General features: G+C 68.6%; 17 protein-coding genes. 8 read left to right on the forward strand and 9 right to left on the reverse strand.

The genetic code is table 11. From position 1 onward, the window contains the following. The first annotated feature begins 4 nt into the window (after window positions 1-4). Window positions 5-838 carry a pirin family protein gene (locus tag ACVCMB_RS12340; RefSeq protein WP_447107080.1) on the forward strand — a complete coding sequence of 278 codons (834 nt, stop codon included), beginning with the start codon at window positions 5-7 and terminating at the stop codon, window positions 836-838. Window positions 839-882: 44 nt separating this feature from the next. Here ACVCMB_RS12340 and ACVCMB_RS12345 read toward each other — a convergent pair whose 3' ends face one another. From ACVCMB_RS12345 to ACVCMB_RS12375, 7 genes are all read right to left on the reverse strand, one after another. Next, window positions 883-1,704 carry a carbohydrate ABC transporter permease gene (locus tag ACVCMB_RS12345; protein ID WP_395120795.1) on the reverse strand — a complete coding sequence of 274 codons (822 nt, stop codon included), beginning with the start codon at window positions 1,702-1,704 and terminating at the stop codon, window positions 883-885. Then, complete coding sequence (locus ACVCMB_RS12350) at window positions 1,701-2,579, reverse strand: carbohydrate ABC transporter permease (protein ID WP_447107081.1); 879 nt, start codon at window positions 2,577-2,579, stop codon at window positions 1,701-1,703. Before ACVCMB_RS12350 ends, ACVCMB_RS12345 begins: the two co-directional genes overlap by 4 nt. Further along, on the reverse strand, window positions 2,576-3,856 hold the full coding sequence (locus ACVCMB_RS12355) for a sugar ABC transporter substrate-binding protein (protein WP_447107082.1): 1,281 nt from the start codon (window positions 3,854-3,856) through the stop codon (window positions 2,576-2,578). Before ACVCMB_RS12355 ends, ACVCMB_RS12350 begins: the two co-directional genes overlap by 4 nt. Further along, window positions 3,853-5,343 carry a glucoamylase family protein gene (locus ACVCMB_RS12360; RefSeq protein ID WP_447107083.1) on the reverse strand — a complete coding sequence of 497 codons (1,491 nt, stop codon included), beginning with the start codon at window positions 5,341-5,343 and terminating at the stop codon, window positions 3,853-3,855. The genes ACVCMB_RS12355 and ACVCMB_RS12360 overlap by 4 nt, the downstream gene beginning before the upstream one ends. A gap of 63 nt (window positions 5,344-5,406) precedes the next feature. Further along, window positions 5,407-6,927 (reverse strand): tryptophan halogenase family protein, encoded by a 1,521-nt coding sequence (locus tag ACVCMB_RS12365; RefSeq protein ID WP_136259829.1) that lies wholly within the window; start codon window positions 6,925-6,927, stop codon window positions 5,407-5,409. A 109-nt stretch (window positions 6,928-7,036) separates the two neighbouring features. After that, window positions 7,037-10,054: a TonB-dependent receptor gene (locus ACVCMB_RS12370; RefSeq protein ID WP_395120799.1), complete on the reverse strand. Its 3,018-nt coding sequence runs from the start codon at window positions 10,052-10,054 to the stop codon at window positions 7,037-7,039. A 32-nt stretch (window positions 10,055-10,086) separates the two neighbouring features. Next, window positions 10,087-11,106: a LacI family DNA-binding transcriptional regulator gene (locus tag ACVCMB_RS12375; RefSeq protein ID WP_395120800.1), complete on the reverse strand. Its 1,020-nt coding sequence runs from the start codon at window positions 11,104-11,106 to the stop codon at window positions 10,087-10,089. A 571-nt stretch (window positions 11,107-11,677) separates the two neighbouring features. Between ACVCMB_RS12375 and ACVCMB_RS12380 the strand changes: the two genes are divergently transcribed. Continuing rightward, window positions 11,678-12,133, forward strand: a complete 456-nt coding sequence (locus ACVCMB_RS12380; protein ID WP_447107084.1) for an SPFH domain-containing protein — start codon at window positions 11,678-11,680, stop codon at window positions 12,131-12,133. 157 nt (window positions 12,134-12,290) lie between these two features. After that, window positions 12,291-12,920: a 16S rRNA (guanine(527)-N(7))-methyltransferase RsmG gene (gene rsmG / locus ACVCMB_RS12385; protein WP_447107085.1), complete on the forward strand. Its 630-nt coding sequence runs from the start codon at window positions 12,291-12,293 to the stop codon at window positions 12,918-12,920. 147 nt (window positions 12,921-13,067) lie between these two features. Here rsmG and ACVCMB_RS12390 read toward each other — a convergent pair whose 3' ends face one another. Next, window positions 13,068-14,423, reverse strand: coding sequence for a GH1 family beta-glucosidase (locus tag ACVCMB_RS12390; protein ID WP_447107086.1), 1,356 nt, complete (start codon window positions 14,421-14,423; stop codon window positions 13,068-13,070). A 271-nt stretch (window positions 14,424-14,694) separates the two neighbouring features. Here ACVCMB_RS12390 and ACVCMB_RS12395 point away from each other — a divergent pair, with 271 nt between their 5' ends. From ACVCMB_RS12395 to ACVCMB_RS12415, 5 genes are all read left to right on the forward strand, one after another. Continuing rightward, on the forward strand, window positions 14,695-15,783 hold the full coding sequence (locus ACVCMB_RS12395) for an ABC transporter ATP-binding protein (RefSeq protein WP_395121304.1): 1,089 nt from the start codon (window positions 14,695-14,697) through the stop codon (window positions 15,781-15,783). 123 nt (window positions 15,784-15,906) lie between these two features. Then, the gene (locus ACVCMB_RS12400; protein WP_395120804.1) at window positions 15,907-16,770 is read left to right on the forward strand and encodes a ParA family protein; all 864 of its coding nucleotides are present in this window, start codon (window positions 15,907-15,909) and stop codon (window positions 16,768-16,770) included. A gap of 3 nt (window positions 16,771-16,773) precedes the next feature. Beyond that, complete coding sequence (locus tag ACVCMB_RS12405; RefSeq protein WP_395120805.1) at window positions 16,774-17,643, forward strand: ParB/RepB/Spo0J family partition protein; 870 nt, start codon at window positions 16,774-16,776, stop codon at window positions 17,641-17,643. Window positions 17,644-17,655: 12 nt separating this feature from the next. Beyond that, window positions 17,656-18,201: a sigma-70 family RNA polymerase sigma factor gene (locus ACVCMB_RS12410; protein WP_395120806.1), complete on the forward strand. Its 546-nt coding sequence runs from the start codon at window positions 17,656-17,658 to the stop codon at window positions 18,199-18,201. Continuing rightward, window positions 18,188-18,955 carry a DUF3379 family protein gene (locus ACVCMB_RS12415; protein WP_447097665.1) on the forward strand — a complete coding sequence of 256 codons (768 nt, stop codon included), beginning with the start codon at window positions 18,188-18,190 and terminating at the stop codon, window positions 18,953-18,955. The genes ACVCMB_RS12410 and ACVCMB_RS12415 overlap by 14 nt, the downstream gene beginning before the upstream one ends. Window positions 18,956-19,048: 93 nt before the next feature. On the opposite strand, the gene ACVCMB_RS12420 is transcribed toward ACVCMB_RS12415, so the two are convergent. Then, window positions 19,049-19,519 carry a DoxX family protein gene (locus ACVCMB_RS12420; RefSeq protein WP_447097664.1) on the reverse strand — a complete coding sequence of 157 codons (471 nt, stop codon included), beginning with the start codon at window positions 19,517-19,519 and terminating at the stop codon, window positions 19,049-19,051. Window positions 19,520-19,542: the final 23 nt, after the last annotated feature.

Here is a 19,542-nt window from a genome sequence, read left to right on the forward strand (position 1 = left end):
CCCCATGAGCGATCGCACCATCACCCGCCGCATCCGCGGCACCGACACCTCCGACGGCGCCGGCGTGAAGCTCAAGCGCATCATCGGCCAGCCCGGGCTGGACATGCTCGACCCGTTCCTGTTGCTGGACGAGTTCCGCTCCGACAGCGCCGATGACTACATCGCCGGCTTCCCCGAACACCCGCACCGCGGCTTCGAGACGGTCACCTACATGCTCGCCGGCCACATGCGGCACGGCGACAACCATGGCAACCGCGGCGACCTCACGCCGGGCAGCGTGCAGTGGATGACCGCCGGCCGCGGCATCCTGCACTCGGAAATGCCGCAGCAGGAAAACGGCCTGATGTGGGGCTTCCAGCTGTGGGTGAATTTGCCGGCGAAGGACAAGATGACCGCGCCGCGCTACCAGGACATCGCCCCGGAGCGGATTCCGGTGGTGCATCCGGCCGACGGCGTCGAGGTCAAGGTGATCGCGGGCGAGCTGGCCGGCGCCACCGGACCGGTCGAAGGCATCGCCACCGCGCCGGTGTATCTCGACGTCAGCCTGCAGCCCGGTGCGTGGTTCGCGCTGGCGTTGCCCGTCGGCCACCACGGTTTCGCCTACGTGTTCGAGGGCGAATCGGCGCTGGTCGGTGGCGAACGGCTGCAACGCAGCGAGCTGGGCGTGCTGTCCGATGGCGAACAATTGCAGCTGGCCGGCGGTGACAAACCCTCGCGCCTGCTGGTCGTCGCCGGCAAGTCGCTGAACGAACCGGTGGCCCGCTACGGTCCGTTCGTGATGAACACCCAGGCGCAGATCCACGAGGCGATCGCGGATTTCCGGGCGGGCCGGTTCTAATCAGATAAAGCGCTCCTTGCGTCACTCCATTAAAGCGGGCGCTCTCACCCCTTCACGCTCCCGAGCAACAACCCCTGCAGGTAATGCCGCTGCAGCGCCAGGAACAGCACCAGCACCGGCAGCACGGTGACGACCGAGCCGGCCATCATCAGTTCGGTGTCCTCGCTGTGTTCGCGCACCAGCGAGGCCAGCGCCAGTGGCAGGGTGTAGTGCTCCTGGCCGGTCAGCACGATCAGCGGCCACATGAAATCGTTCCAGGCGGCGAGGAAGGTGAACACGGTCAGCGTCACCATCACCGGCTTGAGCAGCGGCAGCATGATCTGCACGAAGATGCGCCACTCGCCGGCGCCGTCGATGCGCGCCGCTTCCAGCAACTCGTCCGGCACGCTGCGGGCGAACTCGCGCACCAGGTAGATGCCGAACAGCGTGGCCATGCCCGGCACGATCGCGCCGGCGTAGCTGTTGACCAGGCCGGCATATTTCAGCAGCAGGAACAGCGGCAGCATCGCCACCTGGGCGGGGATCAGCAGCGCGCCGATCAGCGCGCGGAACAGGCGCTCGCGCCCGGCGAAGCGCAGCTTGGCGAAGGCGTAGCCGGCCATCAGGTTGCACACCAGCGCCAGCGCGGCGATCGCGCCGGAGATCGCCAGGCTGTTGAGCAGGTAGCGGCCCATGCCGGCACGGGCGAACAGCGCACGGTAGTTGTCCAGCGTGGGTTGCGCGGGCAGCAGCGGCGGCGGCAGCGAGCTGGCGCTGCCGGCCGGCATCAGCGAGGCCGACAGCATCCACAGCAGCGGCAGCACGGCCACCGCGGCGCAGCCGAACAAGGCGCCGTTGACCAGCCACCGGGCGAGGCGTGGGTTCATGCCGCCGCCCCGCGTCGCGCCAGTCGCAACAGCAGCATGGTCACCGCCAGGATGATGCCGAACAAGGCGAAGGCGACGGCCGAGGCCACGCCGAAGTTCCACCACTTGAAGCCGTCGTCGTACATCAGGTAGAGCACGCTCGTGGTGCTTTGCAGCGGCCCGCCTTCGGTCATCACGTAGGGCTCGGCGAACAGCTGGAAATAGCCGGCCACGGTGAGCACCATCACCAGCACCATGGTCGGCCGCAGCATCGGCAGGGTGATGTGGCGGAACTGCCGCCAGCGCGAGGCGCCGTCGATGCGCGCCGCCTCGTACAGCTCCGGCGCGATCGCCTGCAGGCCGGCCAGCAGGATGATCATGTTGTAGCCGAAGTTCTTCCACACCGCGAAGGCGATGATCGTCGGCATCGCCCAGTGCGGGTCGCCCAGCCAGTCCACCGGGTCCAGTCCCAGCGTGGCCAGCGCGTGGTTCACCAGGCCGTACTTGGTGTTGAACAGGTAGCGCCAGATCACCGCCACCGCCACCGCCGTGGTCACCACCGGGGCGAACAGCGCCGTGCGGTGGAACGCCTTCATCCGCGCCAGCGGCGAGTTCAGCAGCAGCGCGGTGCCCAGCGAGGCGCCGATCGACAGCGGCACGCCGACGATCACGAAGTAGAACGTGTTGCCCAGCGCGGTCCAGAACAGCGGCCGCTGCAGCAGCTCCCAGTAGTTGTGCAGGCCGACGAAGCGCAGGTTGCGCAGGTCGGCGAGCGCGTACAGGTCGTAATCGGTGAGGCTCAGGCCCAGCGCGCCCAGCACCGGCACGAAGAAGAACACGCCCAGCACCAGCAGCGCCGGGGTGAGGAACAGCCAGGCGGTGCGCGCGCGGCTCATCGCGCGCCCCCGGCGTGGTCGAGCATCCAGCGGCGCTTGGCCAGGATCGCGTCGGCGCGGCGGTCGATCTCGGCGGCGGCTTGGTCCACGCTCAACTCGCCGTGCGCCGCGCGCGCGGCCACCAGCTGCATCTCGGTCACGATGCGCTCCCACTCCGGTACCGGCGGGGTCGGCTTGACCCGTTCCAGCTGCTCGCGGAACGCGCGCACCGCGGGGTCGTCGCGCAGCGCCTCGCCCTGCCAGGCGGAGCGGCGCGGCGGCATGTCGCCGAGCAGCTGGTAGAACCGCTGCTGCACCGCCGGGCGCGACAGGTATTCGATCAGCAGCCAGGCCTGCGCCTTGCGCGGCGAGTGGCGGAAGATCACCAGGCTGGAGCCGCTGGCGATGCCGGCGCCGGGGCCGTCCGGGCCGGGCAGCGGCGCGGTGGCCCAGTCGTCCTGTTGCGCGGCGTCGAGACGGTGGCGGAACTCACCGATGTTCCACGGCCCGGAGAAGTAGAACGCGTACACGCCGCGGCCGACCTCGGCCCACGGGTTGGGCACTTCGGTGTTGGCCAGCAACGGCGCCTCGCCGCGCCTGAACCGCTCCACGTAGAACGCGAGCGCGCGCTTGAACCCGGCGCTTTCGAAGTTGCCGTAGCGCCCGCCGTCGCGCAGCAGCGGCTCATCCTGCTGCAGGCCCAGCGACAACAGCTGCTCGAACTCGTTGGTCGGCAGCAGGATCGCGTAGTGATCGGGCGCAGCATGCGCCTGCAACGCGGCAAGCTGCCGCGACCACGCGGCCCAGTCGCGCGGCGGCGTGTCGAAGCCGGCGGCGGCGAGCAGGTCCTTGCGGTAGAACAGCAGCCGCGTGTCGACATACCAGGGGATGCCGACCAGGGTGCCGTCGATGCGGTTGGTGGCCCAGATGCCGGGAAAGTAATCCGCCGGCTGCACCACGCGCGAGCGTTCGACGTACGGCTGCAGCGGTTCGAGCGCATCCAGCGCGCACATCTCGGCGAGCCAGGTGTTGCCCAGCTGGGCCACGTCCGGCGTGGTGTCGCCGGCGATCGCGGTGAGCAGCTTCTGGTGCGCCGCCTTCCACGGCAGTTGCTGCACGTCGACGCGGATGTCCGGGTGTTCGCGCTCGAACGCCGGCATCAGCTGCGCCACCGCCTCGCTCTCGCGGCCCATCGCCCAGAAGGTCAGTGTGTGGCGATCATCGTGATCGCCCCGGCAGGCAGCGATGCCGACCAGCAACAGCGCCGGCGCCAGCAGTCGCCAGCGCCGCCGGCTCACGGTGTGGCCGCCGCCCGTGACAGCCAGCCACCGCGGAAGCCGGCCTGCTGCAGGCCCTTGCGCACATACGGGTTGCGCTTCATCACTTTCCACACCAGGCCGCTGCGCCAGTTCTCCAGCATCAGCAGGATCGGGCCCTGGTCGATGCCCAGGTACTCGGTGTCGACCCAGCCGAAGCCGGGAATCACCAGGCCGGTGCGCAGCGGCGCGTCGGGATCGCGCAGGGTCAGGTTGAACGCGTCGCGGAAGCCGTACTTCGCGTAGATGTATTTGCCGTAGCGCTGTTTCATGTGCAGGAACTCCGGCACCACCAGGTCCGGCGCGAAGGCGATCGAGCCCAGCGCTGCCGTGGGCGCGATGGTACCGTCATCGACCACGTGGCGCAGGCCCACGCCGCGCGCGGAGTAGCCGAAGTAGCGCCGCTCGCGCCCGTCCGTGACGATGCCGAAGTGGCCCGGGCCGTTGCTGGCCGTCAGCCCCCACAGGTTCTCGCCGTAACCGGTCCAGCCCGCCGGATTGGCGATCGCGTAGTTGCGTTGCGACAGCACCGCATGGCGGCCGTTTTCGAAATAATCCGAATCGTGCTGGCGCATGAAGTCGTCACGGATGCCGCGGAAGTCGATCCACGCGGCGCTGTACTGGTGGCCGAACAGTGGCCCGAAGGTCAGGAAGGTTTCGCCGTAGAGCGTGCCCCAGTAGCGCGGGTTGGTGCGCGTCCACGCGTGCCACGCCGCGGGCTGCAGCGGATGGGTGGGCGAGCCCAGCGCCAGGATGTAGAGCAGGTTCGCCTCGCTGTAGCCCTCCCAGTCGTGAGGGATGAACTTGCCGCCGGGGGTCCAGCCCATGCTGACCAGCGGCGGGCGTGCCTGCATCCACGGCCAGTCGACGCGCTTGTAGAGCATGTCGGCGAGCGCGCGAATCTCTTTTTCCGGCGGCGTGTCGCGGTCGTAGTACGACTGCGCGAACAGCACGCCACCGAGCAGCAAGGTGGTGTCGATGCTGGACAGCTCGACGCCGCGACCGTGGCGCAAGCCGGTCTGCATGTCGAGGAAGTGGTAGTAGAAGCCGCGGTAGCCGGTGGCGTCATCCTCGCTGGCGTTCTGCGGCGAGTCGGCGAAGAAGCGCAAGGTCACCAGGGTTCGCTTGACCGCCTGGTCGCGGTTGATCCAGCCCCGTTCGGCGCCGATGCCGTAGGCCGTCAGGCCGAAACCCACCGCCGCGATGCTGGAGAACGACTGCCCCGGCCAGTGGTCCGGTGCCAGCCCGTTGACCGGATTGGTGGTGTCCCAGAAGAACTGGAAGGTGCGGTGTTCCAGCTCGTCCAGTTGCGCCTGCTGGTCGGCAGGGAGGGCGGTGAAGGCCAGCGGCGCGTGGCGCGTGGCGGTGGTGGTGCCCTGTGCCGCGACGGGCGCGAACGCGCCGAAGGCGGTAAACGCCAGGGTCAGGACCAGCGTGGCGAGGAGAGAGCGGAAACGTCGAAGAACCATGGGTACAGCCTGTCGTGAAAATGCGGCAGATGCAGGCGCGGTGGCCGCCCGCGGCGAGTCGTGTCAGCCGGCCCTGGCGATCGCGCAGTGACGATCGATGAAGGCCTGGTGGCTGGGCATCACCTCCACACAATCGGCCATCAGCCGGGCCACGTCGTCGACGAAGCGGTACAGGTCGGTCTCAGGCACCTGGTCGACCAGTGGATGCCAACTGCGCGGCACGATGCCCTGGCCGATCATCACCTGCACCCAGCTGATCTCGGCGAACAGTTCGTCGGCGTTGCGGAAGAAGCGGCCGCTGTCGGCGAACAGGTCGATATTGTCCTGCAGCGACGGCGGCACCGACATGTGCTGGCACTGCTGCCAGAACGGCGTGTCCTCGCGCTCGGTGGCGTGGTAATGCAGGATCAGGAAATCGCGGATGCGCTCGGTGTCGAACTTCAGCTGTGCGTTGTAGCGCTCGCTCAGCACCGGGTCGAAACCGTCGCGCGGGAACAGGCCGAGCAGGCGGGTGATGCCCATCTGGATCAGGTGGATGCCGGTCGATTCCAGCGGCTCCATGAAGCCGCCGGACAGGCCGATCGCGACCACGTTGCGGTTCCACAGCTTGCGCCGCATGCCCGCCGTGAAGCGCAGCTGGAACGGCTCGCCCAACGGCCGGCCCTGGATGTTGCGCAACAGCGTGGCGGTGGCCTCGTCGTCGCTGATGTAGGCACTGGAATAGACGTGGCCGTTGCCGGTGCGATGCTGCAGCGGGATGCGCCATTGCCAACCGGCGGCCTGCGCGTTGGCGCGGGTGAACGGCGGCGGTGGACCGACGCTTTCGGTGCGCACGACGACCGCGCGATCGCACGGCAGCCAGTCCTTGAACTCGATGTAGCCGGTGTGCAGCGCCTGTTCGATCAGCAGGCCGCGGAAACCGGAGCAGTCGATGAACAGGTCGCCGGCGACGACTTCACCGCCTTCCAGCACCACCGATTCGACAAAGCCATCGTCGGGCCGCAGCTTGACCTCGGCCACCTTGCCCTCGGTGCGGCGCACCCCGCGCGCCGCGGCGTACTCGCGCAGGAAGAGCGCATAGCGGGCGGTGTCCATGTGATAGGCGTACGGGATGTCCGCCAGCGGCGAATCCCGCGGCACGTCGCTGGCCGAAGACATGAACTTGCCGCGCGGCGCGGCCAGCGTGTGCACGGTGTAGTCGCCCAGCGGCCCGGCGCGGCCGGCGCGGGCGGCCTTCAGCCAGTACTGGTGGAACGGCAGCAGGCCCAGGCCGCGACCGATGGTGGTGCCGAAGCCGTGGATGTAGGAATCGCCGAGGTGATGCCAGTCGTTCAACTGGATGCCCAGCTTGAAGGTGGCGCTGGTCCGGCGGATGAACTCGATCTCGTCGATCTGCAGCAGGTTGTTGAACAGCTTCAGGTGCGGCACGGTGGCCTCGCCGACGCCGACCGTGCCGATCTCGCTCGACTCGACCAGGCGCACCGCGAGCTGAGCGCCGAACGTGCGCGCCAGCGCGGCGGCGGTCATCCAGCCGGCGGTGCCGCCGCCGACGATCACGACGTTCCTGATGCACGATTCGGCCATGGCGGTTCCGGTGTTGGCGGACGCGACTGCGTGGTCGGTGCGCGGCCCGACCGGCGGGCCGCGCGAAGAATGCCGGCGTGCGGCCGTCTCCGGCCGCACGCCGCGTGGCTCAGAACTTCATGCCGATCTCGAACTTGATCGTGCGCGGCACGAAGGTGATGTTGCCGGTGGGGTTGTAGGTGACCGGGCTGAGCGTGCCGATCGTGTTGTTGGGGAACATCAGGTCGCTGTAGTTCTTGAAGTTGAAGGCGTTCATCAGATCCAGGCGGCCATAGAAATCCAGACCGTGCACGTCGAAGTGCTTGGTCGCCTGGAAGTCCACGCTGCGGTAGCCGAAGATCTTGCCGCCGAGCAGGAACTTGCCGTTGCCCTGCGGTTCGGTGCCGTAGGGTGCGCAGCGACTGCCGCTGGGGAACAACTGGCCGGATGCGCCGGAGTAGCAGGCGAAGCCGTTGAACGGGATCGGCGTGGCCAGGGTCAGCTTGGCCGACACGGTGATGCCCCACGGGCCGTCGATCACGCCGGTGGCCACGAAGCGGTGCTTGGCCGCCGCGTTGGACAGGATGTACGGGTAATCCTGGATCGTCGCCGCGTCGAACGCGTAGTGTTCGTTGATGTCGCGGTTCTGCTTGGCGTCGGTATAGGTGTAGGCGAAGGTGGCGCCCCAGCGCGATTCGGGCGTGTACGGCTTGGTCGCCGACAGCAGCACCTGGGTGGTGCGCGTGCCGATGCCGTTGTTGCCCACGATCAGGCTGCCGAAGCCGGGCACGCCGTTGCCCCACGGCTGGCTGGCGTTCTTCCAGAAGCTGCCGTCCGGGTAGCGGTTGCCCAGCGTGAAGGCAAAGCCGTCGTGGCTGATCACGCGGGTTACCGTGGCGTCGGTCTGCCAGTCGCCCAGGCGGTTGGCCATGCCGATGCTGAACTGGTCGGAGTACGGCGCCTTGAGGTGGTTGTTGAGCACGTCGATCTCGGTACCGGCGTTGCTGGCCGAGGCCAGTTGCTGCACGTTCGACAAGCCGTTGAGGTAGGCCGGATCGAACGGCACGCACGGCGTGCGGCCCTGGTAGCACAGTCCGGTGACCGGGTCGGCGAAGTAGAAGCGGAACTGCGGCAGCGCGGCCTTGGTGGTTTCCAGCTGCAGGTAGTTGTAGAGGTCGCGGTCGTAGGAGCGGCCGGCGCCGCCGTGGATCACGTGTGCCTGGTCAGCATCGATGTCGTAGGAGAAGCCCAGCCGCGGCTGCCACTCGCCCTTGTAGGCGCTGCGGTTGTGGCCGTTGCTGATGTAGTCGTTGACATCGATGCCGCCCTTGGCCAGCGACTGCGCGTAGGTCTGTCCGGCCGGTGCGTTCGGGTCCTGGCTGTTGAACGCCGCCACCACGTTGGCCGGGGTGACGAAGTCGAGATAGGACGGCGTGCTCTCGTAGTCCCAGCGCACACCGAGGTTCAGGATCAGGTGCTCGTTGATCGCCCAGTCATCCTGGATATAGGCGCCGAACTGCTTGTCCTTGGTGGTCACCGTGGGCGACAGTCCCAGGCCGGTGACCGGCTTGGTGAAGAACACCTGATAGGGCTGCGCGTTGGTGCCGGTGGGCGTGACGTCGTAATAGAACTGCGGATTGACGTCGGCCGCATCGGCGGAGTGCAGCGTGACCCACTTCTGCTTCACGCCCAGCTTGATGACGTGGTCGCCGTGCCACTGCAGGTCGTTGAAGGTGAGGTTGTCCTCGATCGCCGGACCCTTCTGCCCCTTGTTCTGCGTGGCCAGCGGGTTGGCCGCGCCGGTGTTGATCAGGGTGGCGGTCTGGTTGGCCGCGGGCTGGTAGGTGTAGATGGCGCCGTTGCCGTAGTTCAGCGCGGTGGGCGCGTAGTTGGAGTCCTCGTAGGTGGCCAGCAGTTCATTGAAGTACGAATAGCCGCTGTGCTGCCAGCGCAGGTCGTAGCGCTTGTCGTCGTTGACCACCGAGAAGCTGGCCGATTTCGCGTTCTGGCCGCCGATGCCGCCGCTCTGGTCCTCCTTGCGGATCTGCGCGCTCAGCTCGAAGCGGTCGCGGTCGGTCGGCTCCCAGTCAACCTTGCCGAAATACAGGTTCTCGGTGAACGGGATGTTGGCCGGGCCGAACTGGCTGGCGATGTCGGCCGGCAAACCGGGAATCGCCGGCACCGCGTCGGCCGCGGGCACCACGGTGATCGGCCGGTCGAAGCGCTTGCCTTCGTAGGTGATGAAGAAGTGCGCCTTGTCCTGCACGATCGGCCCGCCCAGCGCAAAGCCGAACTCCTTCTCGTCCGAGGGCGTCTTCTTGTTCGCCGCGTTCTCGCTCGGCGTGCGCGCGCGGTACTTGTCGCTGGTGTAGCGGCCGAACACCTCGCCGTGGAACTCATTGGTGCCGGACTTGGTCTGCGCGGTCACCGCGGCGCTGGAGATCTGGCCGTACTCCGCCTTGTAATTGGAGGTGATCACCTTGTACTCGCCGATCGCCAACTGCGGGAACGGGTTGCCCTGGGTGGCGAACTGGCCGCTGGGGCCGCCGAACAAGTAGCTCTTCTGGCCTACGCCGTCGATGTAGACGTTGGTCGAAGCGTCGTTCTGCGCACCGCCGCGCAGCGAGGTGTTGCCATTGGAACCGACCGAAAACACCATGCCCGGCACGGTGTCGGCGAACTCCAGGAAGTTGCGCGTCAGCTGCGGAATGGTGTCGATCTGATGCAGCGACACGGTCGAGCCCACCTCCGGCGTGGTCACGTCGGGCAGCACGCTGGCCGTCACCGTGACGCCGCCGAGCGTCACCGCGTTGGCGGCGCTGGGCGCCGCGCTGGTGAAGTTCAGGGTGGAGGTGGAGGCGACCGTGAGGGTCACGGTCTGTGCCGTGCCCGGGCCGGCGTCGATGCGCCAGGTGCCTGGCTGCAGGCCGGTGATCGCGTAGCTGCCGTCGGCGCTGGAGGTGGTCTGACGGGTGCTGCCGGTGGCCGGGTTGACCGCGGTGACCTGGGTGTTCGGCGCCGCCTTGCCGCGCAAGGTGGCGTACGCGGCCTGTGCGAACGAGGTGCCCGGCAGCGCCACCAGCGAGGTGACGGCGGTGCCGATCAATCCGGCCAGCAGGTTCTTCTTGAATTGCGTTGAGGTTTTCATCGCTCCCCTCCCCGGGCAGCTTGCTGAGACGTTCAGGAGTTCTTTTCTGGTTTGTTTCCGCCGCAGGTGTCGCGAACCACGATTTCAAAACCGAGCGTGTCGGCGGAAGGTGTTTCCTGCCCGGGGTGTTCGACGACGTCGGCCAGGCGCTCCAGCGCGAGACGGCCGAAGTCGGCAATGCGCACGCGCACCGTGGTCAGGGCCGGTGTCACGTAGCGGGTGATCGGGATATCGTCGAAGCCGGCCAGTGCGATGTCCTCCGGCACCTGCACGCCGGCGTCCTTGAACGCCGCCAGGCAGCCCACCGCCATCATGTCGTTGGCGGCGAACACGGCCGCCGGCCGCTTCGTCCGCGCCAGCAGCTGCTGGCCGGCGCGATAGCCCGATTCCTCGGTGAAGTCGCCGGCCACCACGGTCAATGCCGCGCGCGGGGCGTATCTGGCCATCGCCTCGCGATAGCCGCGCTCGCGTTCGCTGGCGTCGAAGTTGCCGGGCGGCCCGGCGATCAGCGCCACGCTGCGATGGCCGGCCTGCAGCAGGTGCCGCACCATCGCCACCGCGCCGCCGTGGTTGTCGATGTTGATCACGTGGAACGCCGGCCCGCTCACCGCGCTGTTGAGCAGCACCACCGGCAGCGCCTTGGGCAGGTTGGCGCGCAGGAACGCCGTGTCGACCCGTTCGGACAGGATCAGCAGGCCGTCGACGCGCCCCTGCATCGAGCGCACCGCCGCGGCCGCTTCGGTCGCGCCACCGTGCGAGCTGGATACCAGCAGGTGCAGGCCGCGCGCACGCGCCGCCAGGTCGATGCCGCGGATCAACTCGGAAAAGAACTCGCCGTACAGGTCGGGCAGCAGGGCGCCGACAGTGTGCGTGCGGCGGGTGATCAGCATGCGCGCCGCTGCATGCGGGATGTACTGCAGGCGCTCGGCGGCGGCGTGGATGCGCGCGCTGGTGGCCGCGGTGACGCCGCCGCCGCCATTGAGCGCGCGCGACACCGAGGCCACCGACACCCGGGCCTCGCGCGCCACGTCTTTGATGGTTGCTGCCGCCATGGGAATGTTTCCGCCGGGTTCGCCAACCCTTGGGTGGCGCCAACGTAAACGTTTTCATGCGGACTTGTAAAGGGCTTGTTGCGGCGACTTGTGCTGCGTCGCAGCAGCGCGCAGGCGGCAGCCCGGCGGGAAATCCCGGCGAAACGTCAGAGCGGCCCGCTTGCCGCTCCAGGCACTGCCTTGCTGCGCCACGGCAACGGCATGCGGCGCCGACGGGCCGGCGTGGCCGATCGGCCGCCCCCTCGAACGTGACGGACGCCACGCCGCTGCGCCTTGGCTGCGGATACCCCGTGTTTTGGCAAGTTCGATGCTTGATTCCCGGGGAAGGAGGAAAAGCGGGCCGCGCGCGACCGAACCGGAGTGAAAACTGACGCAGCGCGGCCGTTCGTGTCCTCCCGTGTCGTCGACAGCTTCACCGATCCGACGACGCGCTCTTGACTTGTTTTCGGCGTCTTGTTAAAGATTCATCCGCGCGTTAAACCGCGGTTAAGTCACACAGAGTCAATCGATTGTATCCTTCAGTTCCAGTATCAGACGAATAAACCAATCTCAAGTTACTGATTTCACGACCATGACCATGCTGTCCACCCTCATTGTTGCCTTGCTCGCCGTGCTGTTCGCCAGCGCCGTGCGGCGCGTGCCGGAGGGTCTGGTCTACAGCATCTACCGTCATGGCAAGCCGCGCCGGCTGCTGCCGGCCGGCACGCATCTGGTGCTGCCGCTGCTCGACCGGGTCGCGCACAAGATCAATCTGTCCGGCCAGACCCTGCAGCTGCAGGCGCCGCTGGGGCCGCGCGACGTGCGCGGCACGGTGTACTGGCAGGTGCTGGAGCCGGAACGCGCCGACGCCGTGTTCGAGCAGGTCGACCAGCTGATCCGCCATGGCGCGCAAGCCGCGCTGCGTGACGAACCCGCCACCGAGGCGGTCGATCGGCGCGATCTGGGCGCGCGGGTCAAGCAATCGTTGAATCACGTGCTGCGCGAGCGCGGCATGATGGTCACCCGGGTCGATCTCGACGCCGCCTGAGCATCGCATCGCGCCAGGCGCCCGCAGAGCGCCGCGCCGCAGGGGATTTGCTCCACTTCGAGCCCGCTTCGGCGGGCTTTCTTTTGCCCCGGCTGCTGGCGTTGCGGCGGGCTTGCCGGGATACTTGCCGACCGCTTTCCCACAGGACTGATGGCCGATGGCCGCGCGCGACGCCTTGCAGGCACAACTCGAACAGGGCATTGCCGCGCTGGGCCTGCAACTGCCTGCCGATGCGGTGCCGCGCCTGCTCGACTATCTCGCCCTGCTCGAACGCTGGAACGGCGCCTACAACCTCACCGCGGTGCGCGAACCGACCGAGATGGTGACCCGCCACCTGCTCGATTCGCTGGCGATCCTGCCGTTCGTGCAGGGCCACAGCCTGGCCGACCTCGGCACCGGCCCCGGCCTGCCCGGCATCGTGCTGGCGATCGCCGCGCCGGGCCGGCAGATCCTGCTGGTGGACTCCAACGGCAAGAAGGTGCGCTTCCTGCGCGAGGCGATCCGCAGCCTGAAACTGGAGGGCGTGCGCGCCGAACAGGCACGGGTGGAAGACGTCGCCGGCCAGTTCGACTGCATCACCGCGCGCGCCTTCGCCAGCCTCGCCGACATGCTGGCCTGGGGCGGCCACCTGCTGGCACCGCAAGGGACCTGGCTGGCGATGAAGGGGAAGCTGCCGGACGACGAGTTGGCGGGGATCCCGGACGGCTTCGTCGTGCGCGCCACGCACGAACTCCATGTGCCCGGCTTGCCCGCTGAACGCCACCTGCTGGTGCTCGGCCGCGGGTAGGGCGGGCAGTGCCCGCCGGTCTTTGTCCGAGATCGCGAGAGCGGCGGGCAGTGCCCGCCCTACGCCACCACGGTTGTTGTAGGAGCGCACCCTGTGCGCGATGCTCTTCGTCACGCTGCACAAAGGCATCGCGCACAGGGTGCGCTCCTACAGATCCAGCACCGCGCCGTTGCTCTCGATAATCTGCGCATACAGCCTGGCGCTGGCCTTGGCGGTGCGCCGCTGGGTGGCGAAGTCGACGTGATACAGGCCGAAGCGCTTGGCGTAGCCCAGCGACCACTCCAGGTTGTCCAGCAGCGACCAGGCGTAATAGCCCTGCACGTTCACCCCTGCGGCGATCGCGGCATGCAGCGCGCGCAAGTGCTTGCGCAGGTAGTCGCAGCGCAGCGGGTCGTCCACGGTGGCGCCTTCGGCGACCGGCGGGTCGTAGAAGGCGGAGCCGTTCTCGGTGATGTACAGCGGGATGTCGCCGTAGCGCTGCTTGAACCAGACCAGGGTGTCGGTCAGCCCCTGCGCGTAGACCTCCCAGCCCGTTTCGGTGTGGGTGCGGTTGGGTTGGCGCACCGACACCGCGCGCAGCGGATAGGCGTCCGGGTCGTGCCGGACCACCGCGCGCGTGTAGTAGTTGATCCCGACGAAATCGACGCGCTGCCGGGTCAGCGCGAAATCCTCTGCCGGGAAATCCGGCCATGCGGCACCGAAGATCTCCTTGAGCTGCTCCGGATAGCTGCCCAGCAGCGCGGGGTCGGCGAACTGCCGGTTCATGTAGGCGTGCGCGCGGGCGGTGGCGGCCATGTCTTCGGCGCCTTCGGAATACGGGTATTTCGGCTCGATGTTGAACACCACGCCGATCTCGTGCCTGCCGTGCGCGCGGTAGGCCTGGATGCCGGCGCCACTGGCGCGCATCAGGTTGTGCGCGGCGATCGGCGCCTCGTACTTGTTGCGGTGTCCGGGCGCCAGCGCGCCGTGCAGGTAGCCGCCGTCGGTGACCACCCAGGGTTCGTTGAGCGTGGACCAGCGCGGCACGCGGTCGTCCAGCGCCTTGAACATGACTTCGGCGTACTCGGCGAACCAGTGCGCGCTGTCGCGGTTGAGCCAGCCGCCGCGGTCGTCCAGCGCCGCCGGCAGGTCCCAGTGGAACAGCGTGGCGTTCGGCGCGATGCCGTGCTCCAGCAGCTCGTCGACCAGCCGCGAGTAGAAGTCCAGCCCCTTTGGATTGACCCGGCCGGTGCCCTCGGGCAGCACGCGCGCCCAGTTGATGCTGAAGCGGTAGCCATCGAGGCCCAACGCCTTCATCAGCTGCACGTCTTCGCGGTAACGGCGGTAGTGGTCGCAGGCGACATCGCCGGTGTCGCCGTTGGCCATCATCCCGGGCGTATGCGCGAAGCGCTGCCAGATGCTGGGGCCGGCGCCGTCGGCCAGCGGCGAGCCTTCGATCTGGTAGGCGGAAGTGGCGGCGCCCCAATGGAAACCGTCGGGAAAAACGAATCGGGGTGCGGTCATGGGGTTCCCTGAGAGGTTGTGCTCTTTCAACCTCGAAGCCCGGCCATGGATGGCCGGAAGCGGATCGGGCACGCAAGTGCCTGATTCGCGTGAGCGAGTCCGGGCGTGTACCGGACTCGCGATAGAAGAAAACCACAGGAAGTGGTTTTCTTCACAAGCTCTGAGGCCCGCGCTTTGATGTAAACGCTTACATGGGCAGAATAGCCCAATGCCCGCCGGCCTGCGAAGCGCCGGCGCCGCGGCCGAGCCGGCCACCGCTGTGGAGATGCCGATGGCCGAGGTTCAACTCGATCGCCTGCGCAAGGTCTACCCCGACGGCCACGTCGCGGTGGCCGGCGCCAGCTTCACCGTGGCCGACGGCGAATTGCTGGTGCTGGTCGGGCCGTCCGGCTGCGGCAAGACGACCTTGCTGCGCATGATCGCCGGGCTGGAACCGATCAGCGACGGCACGCTGCGCATCGGCGGCCGCGTGGTGAACGAGGTGGCGCCGAAGGACCGTGACATCGCGATGGTGTTCCAGAACTACGCGCTGTACCCGCACATGACGGTGGCCGAGAACCTGGGCTTCGGGCTGAAGCTGCGCGGCCGGCCGCGGGCCGAGATCGCGCAGAAGGTGGCGGTAGTGGCCGAGTCGCTGGGGCTGCAGTCGCGGCTGGCGGCGCGCCCGGCCGCCTTGTCCGGCGGCCAGCGCCAGCGGGTGGCGCTGGGCCGCGCGCTGGTGCGCGAGCCGCAGGTGTTCCTGCTCGACGAGCCGCTGTCCAACCTCGACGCGAGGCTGCGCCTGTCGATGCGGGTGGAGATCGCCCGGCTCCACCGCCAGCTCGGTGCCACCATGATCTACGTGACCCACGACCAGATCGAGGCGATGACCCTGGGCCAGCGCATCGTGGTGCTGGATGGCGGCGTGATCCAGCAGATCGACACGCCGATGGCGCTGTACGACCGGCCCGCCAACATGTTCGTGGCCGGCTTCCTCGGCAGCCCGGCGATGAACCTGCTCCGCGGCACGCTGCGCCGGCACGAGGGCTGGCGGCTGGGCTGCGCCGCGGGCGAGCTGGTGCTGGGCGACCTTCTGCCCGATCCCGCCTGGGCGGCCTGGTGCGATCGCGAGGTGGTGCTGGGCGTGCGCCCGGAACACCTGCAGCCGGACCCCGCCGGTGCGGCCTTGCAGGCGCGACTGGAGGTGGTCGAGCCGGTGGGCAACGAGGTCTTCCTGAACCTGCGCTTCGGCGACCAGGTGCTGGTGGCGCGGGTACCGCCACGCCCCCTGCCCGAGCCCGGCAGCCTGGTCGCGCTGGGCCTGTCGCACCCGTACCTGCACCTGTTCGATGGCGCCAGCGGCGCGCGGATCGGCAACTGAGCCCGGATCGCCCAGCAGCGTGATCCCCGCCGCCACCGGCGGCAGAGCGGTCCGGCCGGGGCAGGCAAGCCCGGGCGGCAATGCTAATCTAGCCGTCCTTCGCGAACGGAATGCCTTCGATCCATGGCCCGCATCATCGCTGTCGCCAACCAGAAGGGCGGCGTCGGCAAGACCACCACGGCCGTCAACCTGGCCGCTGCGCTTGCGGCGGCCAAGCGCAAGGTATTGCTGGTGGATCTCGACCCGCAGGGCAACGCCACCATGGCCTCGGGCATCGACAAGCGCCAGATCGGCCCGAGCGGCTGCGAGGTACTGCTGGAAGAGGTGGAGATCAGCGCGGCGATCGTGCCCACCGAGGCGCACTACGACGTGCTGCCGGGCAACGGCGACCTCACCGCCGCCGAGCTGAAACTGATGGACGCGCTGGCCCGCGAGCACCGCTTGAAGGACGTGCTGGCCAAGGTCGCGGACAAGTACCACACCATCCTGATCGACTGCCCGCCCTCGCTCAACCTGCTCACCCTCAACGCGCTGACCGCCGCCGACGGCGTGCTGATCCCGGTGCAGTGCGAGTACTTCGCGCTGGAGGGCCTGTCCAGCCTGCTCGACACGGTCAAGGCGGTGCGCCATCGGCTCAATCCGAAACTGGAGATCGAGGGCCTGCTGCGCACCATGTACGACGTGCGCAACAACCTCGGCAACGAGGTCTCCGCCCAGCTCACCCAGCACTTCGGCGACAAGGTGCTGCGCTCGATCATCCCGCGCAACGTGCGTCTGGCCGAGGCGCCCAGCCACGGCCAGCCGATCCACCTGTACGACCGCAGCTCGCGTGGCGCGATCGCCTACATCGGCCTGGCCGGCGAGGTGATCCGGCGCGAACGCGGGCTGCCGCCGCGCGCCGAGCCGGCCGACGAGGTCGACTCCGCCGCGCATGGCGACCACAACGGCGTGCTGCTCAAGGCACCCGCCGCCAATCACCAGGACTGAGGCATGGCAGCAGCGAAAAAACGTGGATTGGGACGCGGGCTGGACGCCCTGCTCGGCGGCGACGGCGAAGGCACGCCGTCGGTGCTGGCGCAGGAGGGCGAGCTGCGCACGCTGCCGATCCAGCAAATCCAGCCCGGCAAATACCAGCCGCGGCGCCACTGGAACGACGAGGCGCTGGACGAGCTGGCTGCCTCGATCAAGGCGCAGGGCCTGATCCAGCCGGTGGTGGTGCGCGAGATCGGCAAGCACCGCTACGAACTGATCGCCGGCGAACGCCGCTGGCGCGCCGCGCAGCGCGCGCAGCTGGGCGAGATCCCGGCGCTGATCAAGCAGGTGGCCGAGCAGGCCGTGCCGGCGATGGCGCTGATCGAGAACATCCAGCGCCAGGACCTCACCCCGCTGGAAGAAGCCGATGCGCTCAAGCGCCTGATCGAGGATTTCGAACTCACCCACCAGCAGGCCGCCGACGCGGTGGGGCGTTCGCGCGCCGCGGTGTCCAACCTGCTGCGGCTCACCGAGCTGCCCGAGGCGATCAAGAAACTGCTCGACGACGGCAAGCTGGAGATGGGCCACGCCCGCTGCCTGCTGACCCTGGACGAGTCCATCGCCGTGCCGCTGGCGCGCCAGGCCGTCACCCTCGGCTGGAGCGTGCGCGAGCTGGAGGAGGCCGCCCGCCGCGCGCAGACCGCGCCGAAGGGCAAGGCCCGCCACGCGCCCGCGCGCGATCCCAACATCAGCGCGCTGGAGCGCGAACTGGGCGAGCGCTTCGCCACCCGCGTCGAGCTGGCCCAGGGCAAGGGCGGCCGCGGCAAGCTGGTGATCCACTACCACAGCAACGACGAACTCGACGGCATCCTCGGCAAGATCCGCTGACCTTGGTGAAAGATGAAACGCTCCGGGCCGGTCTATCTGGCAGTGAGTTCCCGACAACGTCAATTCGAGGCGCTGACCCGCGCGCACGCCGGCGACCTGTACCGCTTCGCCTACTGGCTGTGCGGGCAGGATGCGCTGGCCCAGGATCTGGTGCAGGAGACCTTGCTGCGCGCGTGGAAAAGCCTCGACGCGCTGCGCGAGGCCGAGTCCGCCAAGCCGTGGCTGCTGACCATCCTGCGTCGCGAGCACGCGCGCCTGCATGAGCGCAAGACGCCGGATACCGTCGAGCTGGAAGACAACCTCGCCGAGGACGCCGCCTGGGCCAGCCCCGAGCGCCACGGCGATGCCGCCGAACTGCGTGAAGCCATGTCCCGATTGCCGCACAAGTACCGCGAACCGCTGCTGCTGCAGGTGCTGGGCGGCATGAGTTGCGACGAGATCGCCGCCGAGCTGGACCAACAGCCCGGCGCGGTGATGACCCAGTTGTTCCGCGCCCGGCAGAAGCTGAAATCCATCCTGCAGGGCGGCCGCCCGGAGGCGCAGCATGGATTGCCTTGAGTTCCGCCGCCGCCTCGGCGCCGAACCGCACTCGCGCGCTGCCGAACTGCTCGCCCATCGCGACAGCTGCCCCGCCTGCGCCGCCGCGTGGGAGCGCGCCCAGGCCTTCGAGCGCGAACTGCACGCCGCGCTCGAGGTGTCCGTGCCCGAAGGCCTCGCCGAGCGCGTGCTGCTGGCCCAGGCCACCGGCGAGCGCCACCGGCAGACCCGTCGCCGCCAGCTGGCGTTCGCGCTGGCCGCCTCGCTGCTGCTCGCGCTCGGCCTCGGCGGCTACGGCTGGAAGCGGATGGATGCGCGCTCGCTGCCTGCGCTCGCCGTCGCGCACATGCCCGACGAAATCCACTCGCTCGACCTCGTCCAGCCCATCGGTACGCCCGCCATCGCCGCCGGCTTCGCCGTGCGCGGCGTCAGCCTGCGCGGCCCCGCCCCCGTCGACGTCACCTACGTGCACGACTGCCCGGTCGGCCCCTACAAGACCGTGCACCTGGTCAGCCGCGTCGGCGGCACCCCGGTCGCCGTGCTCTACCTGCCGCACAAGCAAGTGGCCAAGGCCAGCGACTTCCAGCGTGACGGCTGGCATGGCCGCATCGTGCCGCTGCAACACGGCACCCTGGTGATGCTCACCGACCGTGGCGGCGCACGCCCGTTCGACGCGGTGGCACGCCACTGGCGGGTGGCGATCGATGGAGAGGGCAGCGCGCAGACTGCGCAGCGCCGCGCGGTCAACGAGGCGCCGGGCCGGTTGGCACCCTGAGTCTTCCAGGCACCTGATCACAAGGACTCGCGGCGACCGGCTGGCGTCCATGCCCTTTCGTCCGCGCTGACACGACGGGCAGGGGACTCCCCGTCACCGAAACAACCGGCTCATCACGGCGTCCCCCGAGATCCGCCCTGCCCCAAGCGCCACCAGGGCCAGCAGCATCAACCCCCAGGCCTTGTGGTCATTGAAGTCGCCGCCGATCAGTCCGTGCCAGAGGCCGTTCGGCCACAGTGCCGGGTAGGAGACCACCGCGACGATGTTGTAGACGAACAGCACGGCGGCGACCACGCGGGTGCCGAGGCCCAGCGCGAGGAACCACGGCAGCACCAGTTCGGTCCAGGTGGCGAGCGTGGCGGCCAGCGCAGGGGCGAGCAGGGGCACCTGGTATTCGTTGTCGAACAGGTAGGCCGTGCCGCTGGGGTCATCCCATTTCACCGTGCCGGCGCGCCAGAACGCGAGCGCCACGAACACGCGGAACAGCAGCAGGGCGAGCGGGGTGAGCACCGCGAGTTGCGCGGTGAGACGCGACCAGCGGGCGATGGCGACGGCGGTGTTCATGTGGACGATTCCCGGATGAGTGG

It is taken from the genome of Rhodanobacter sp. UC4443_H10 (assembly GCF_052978325.1).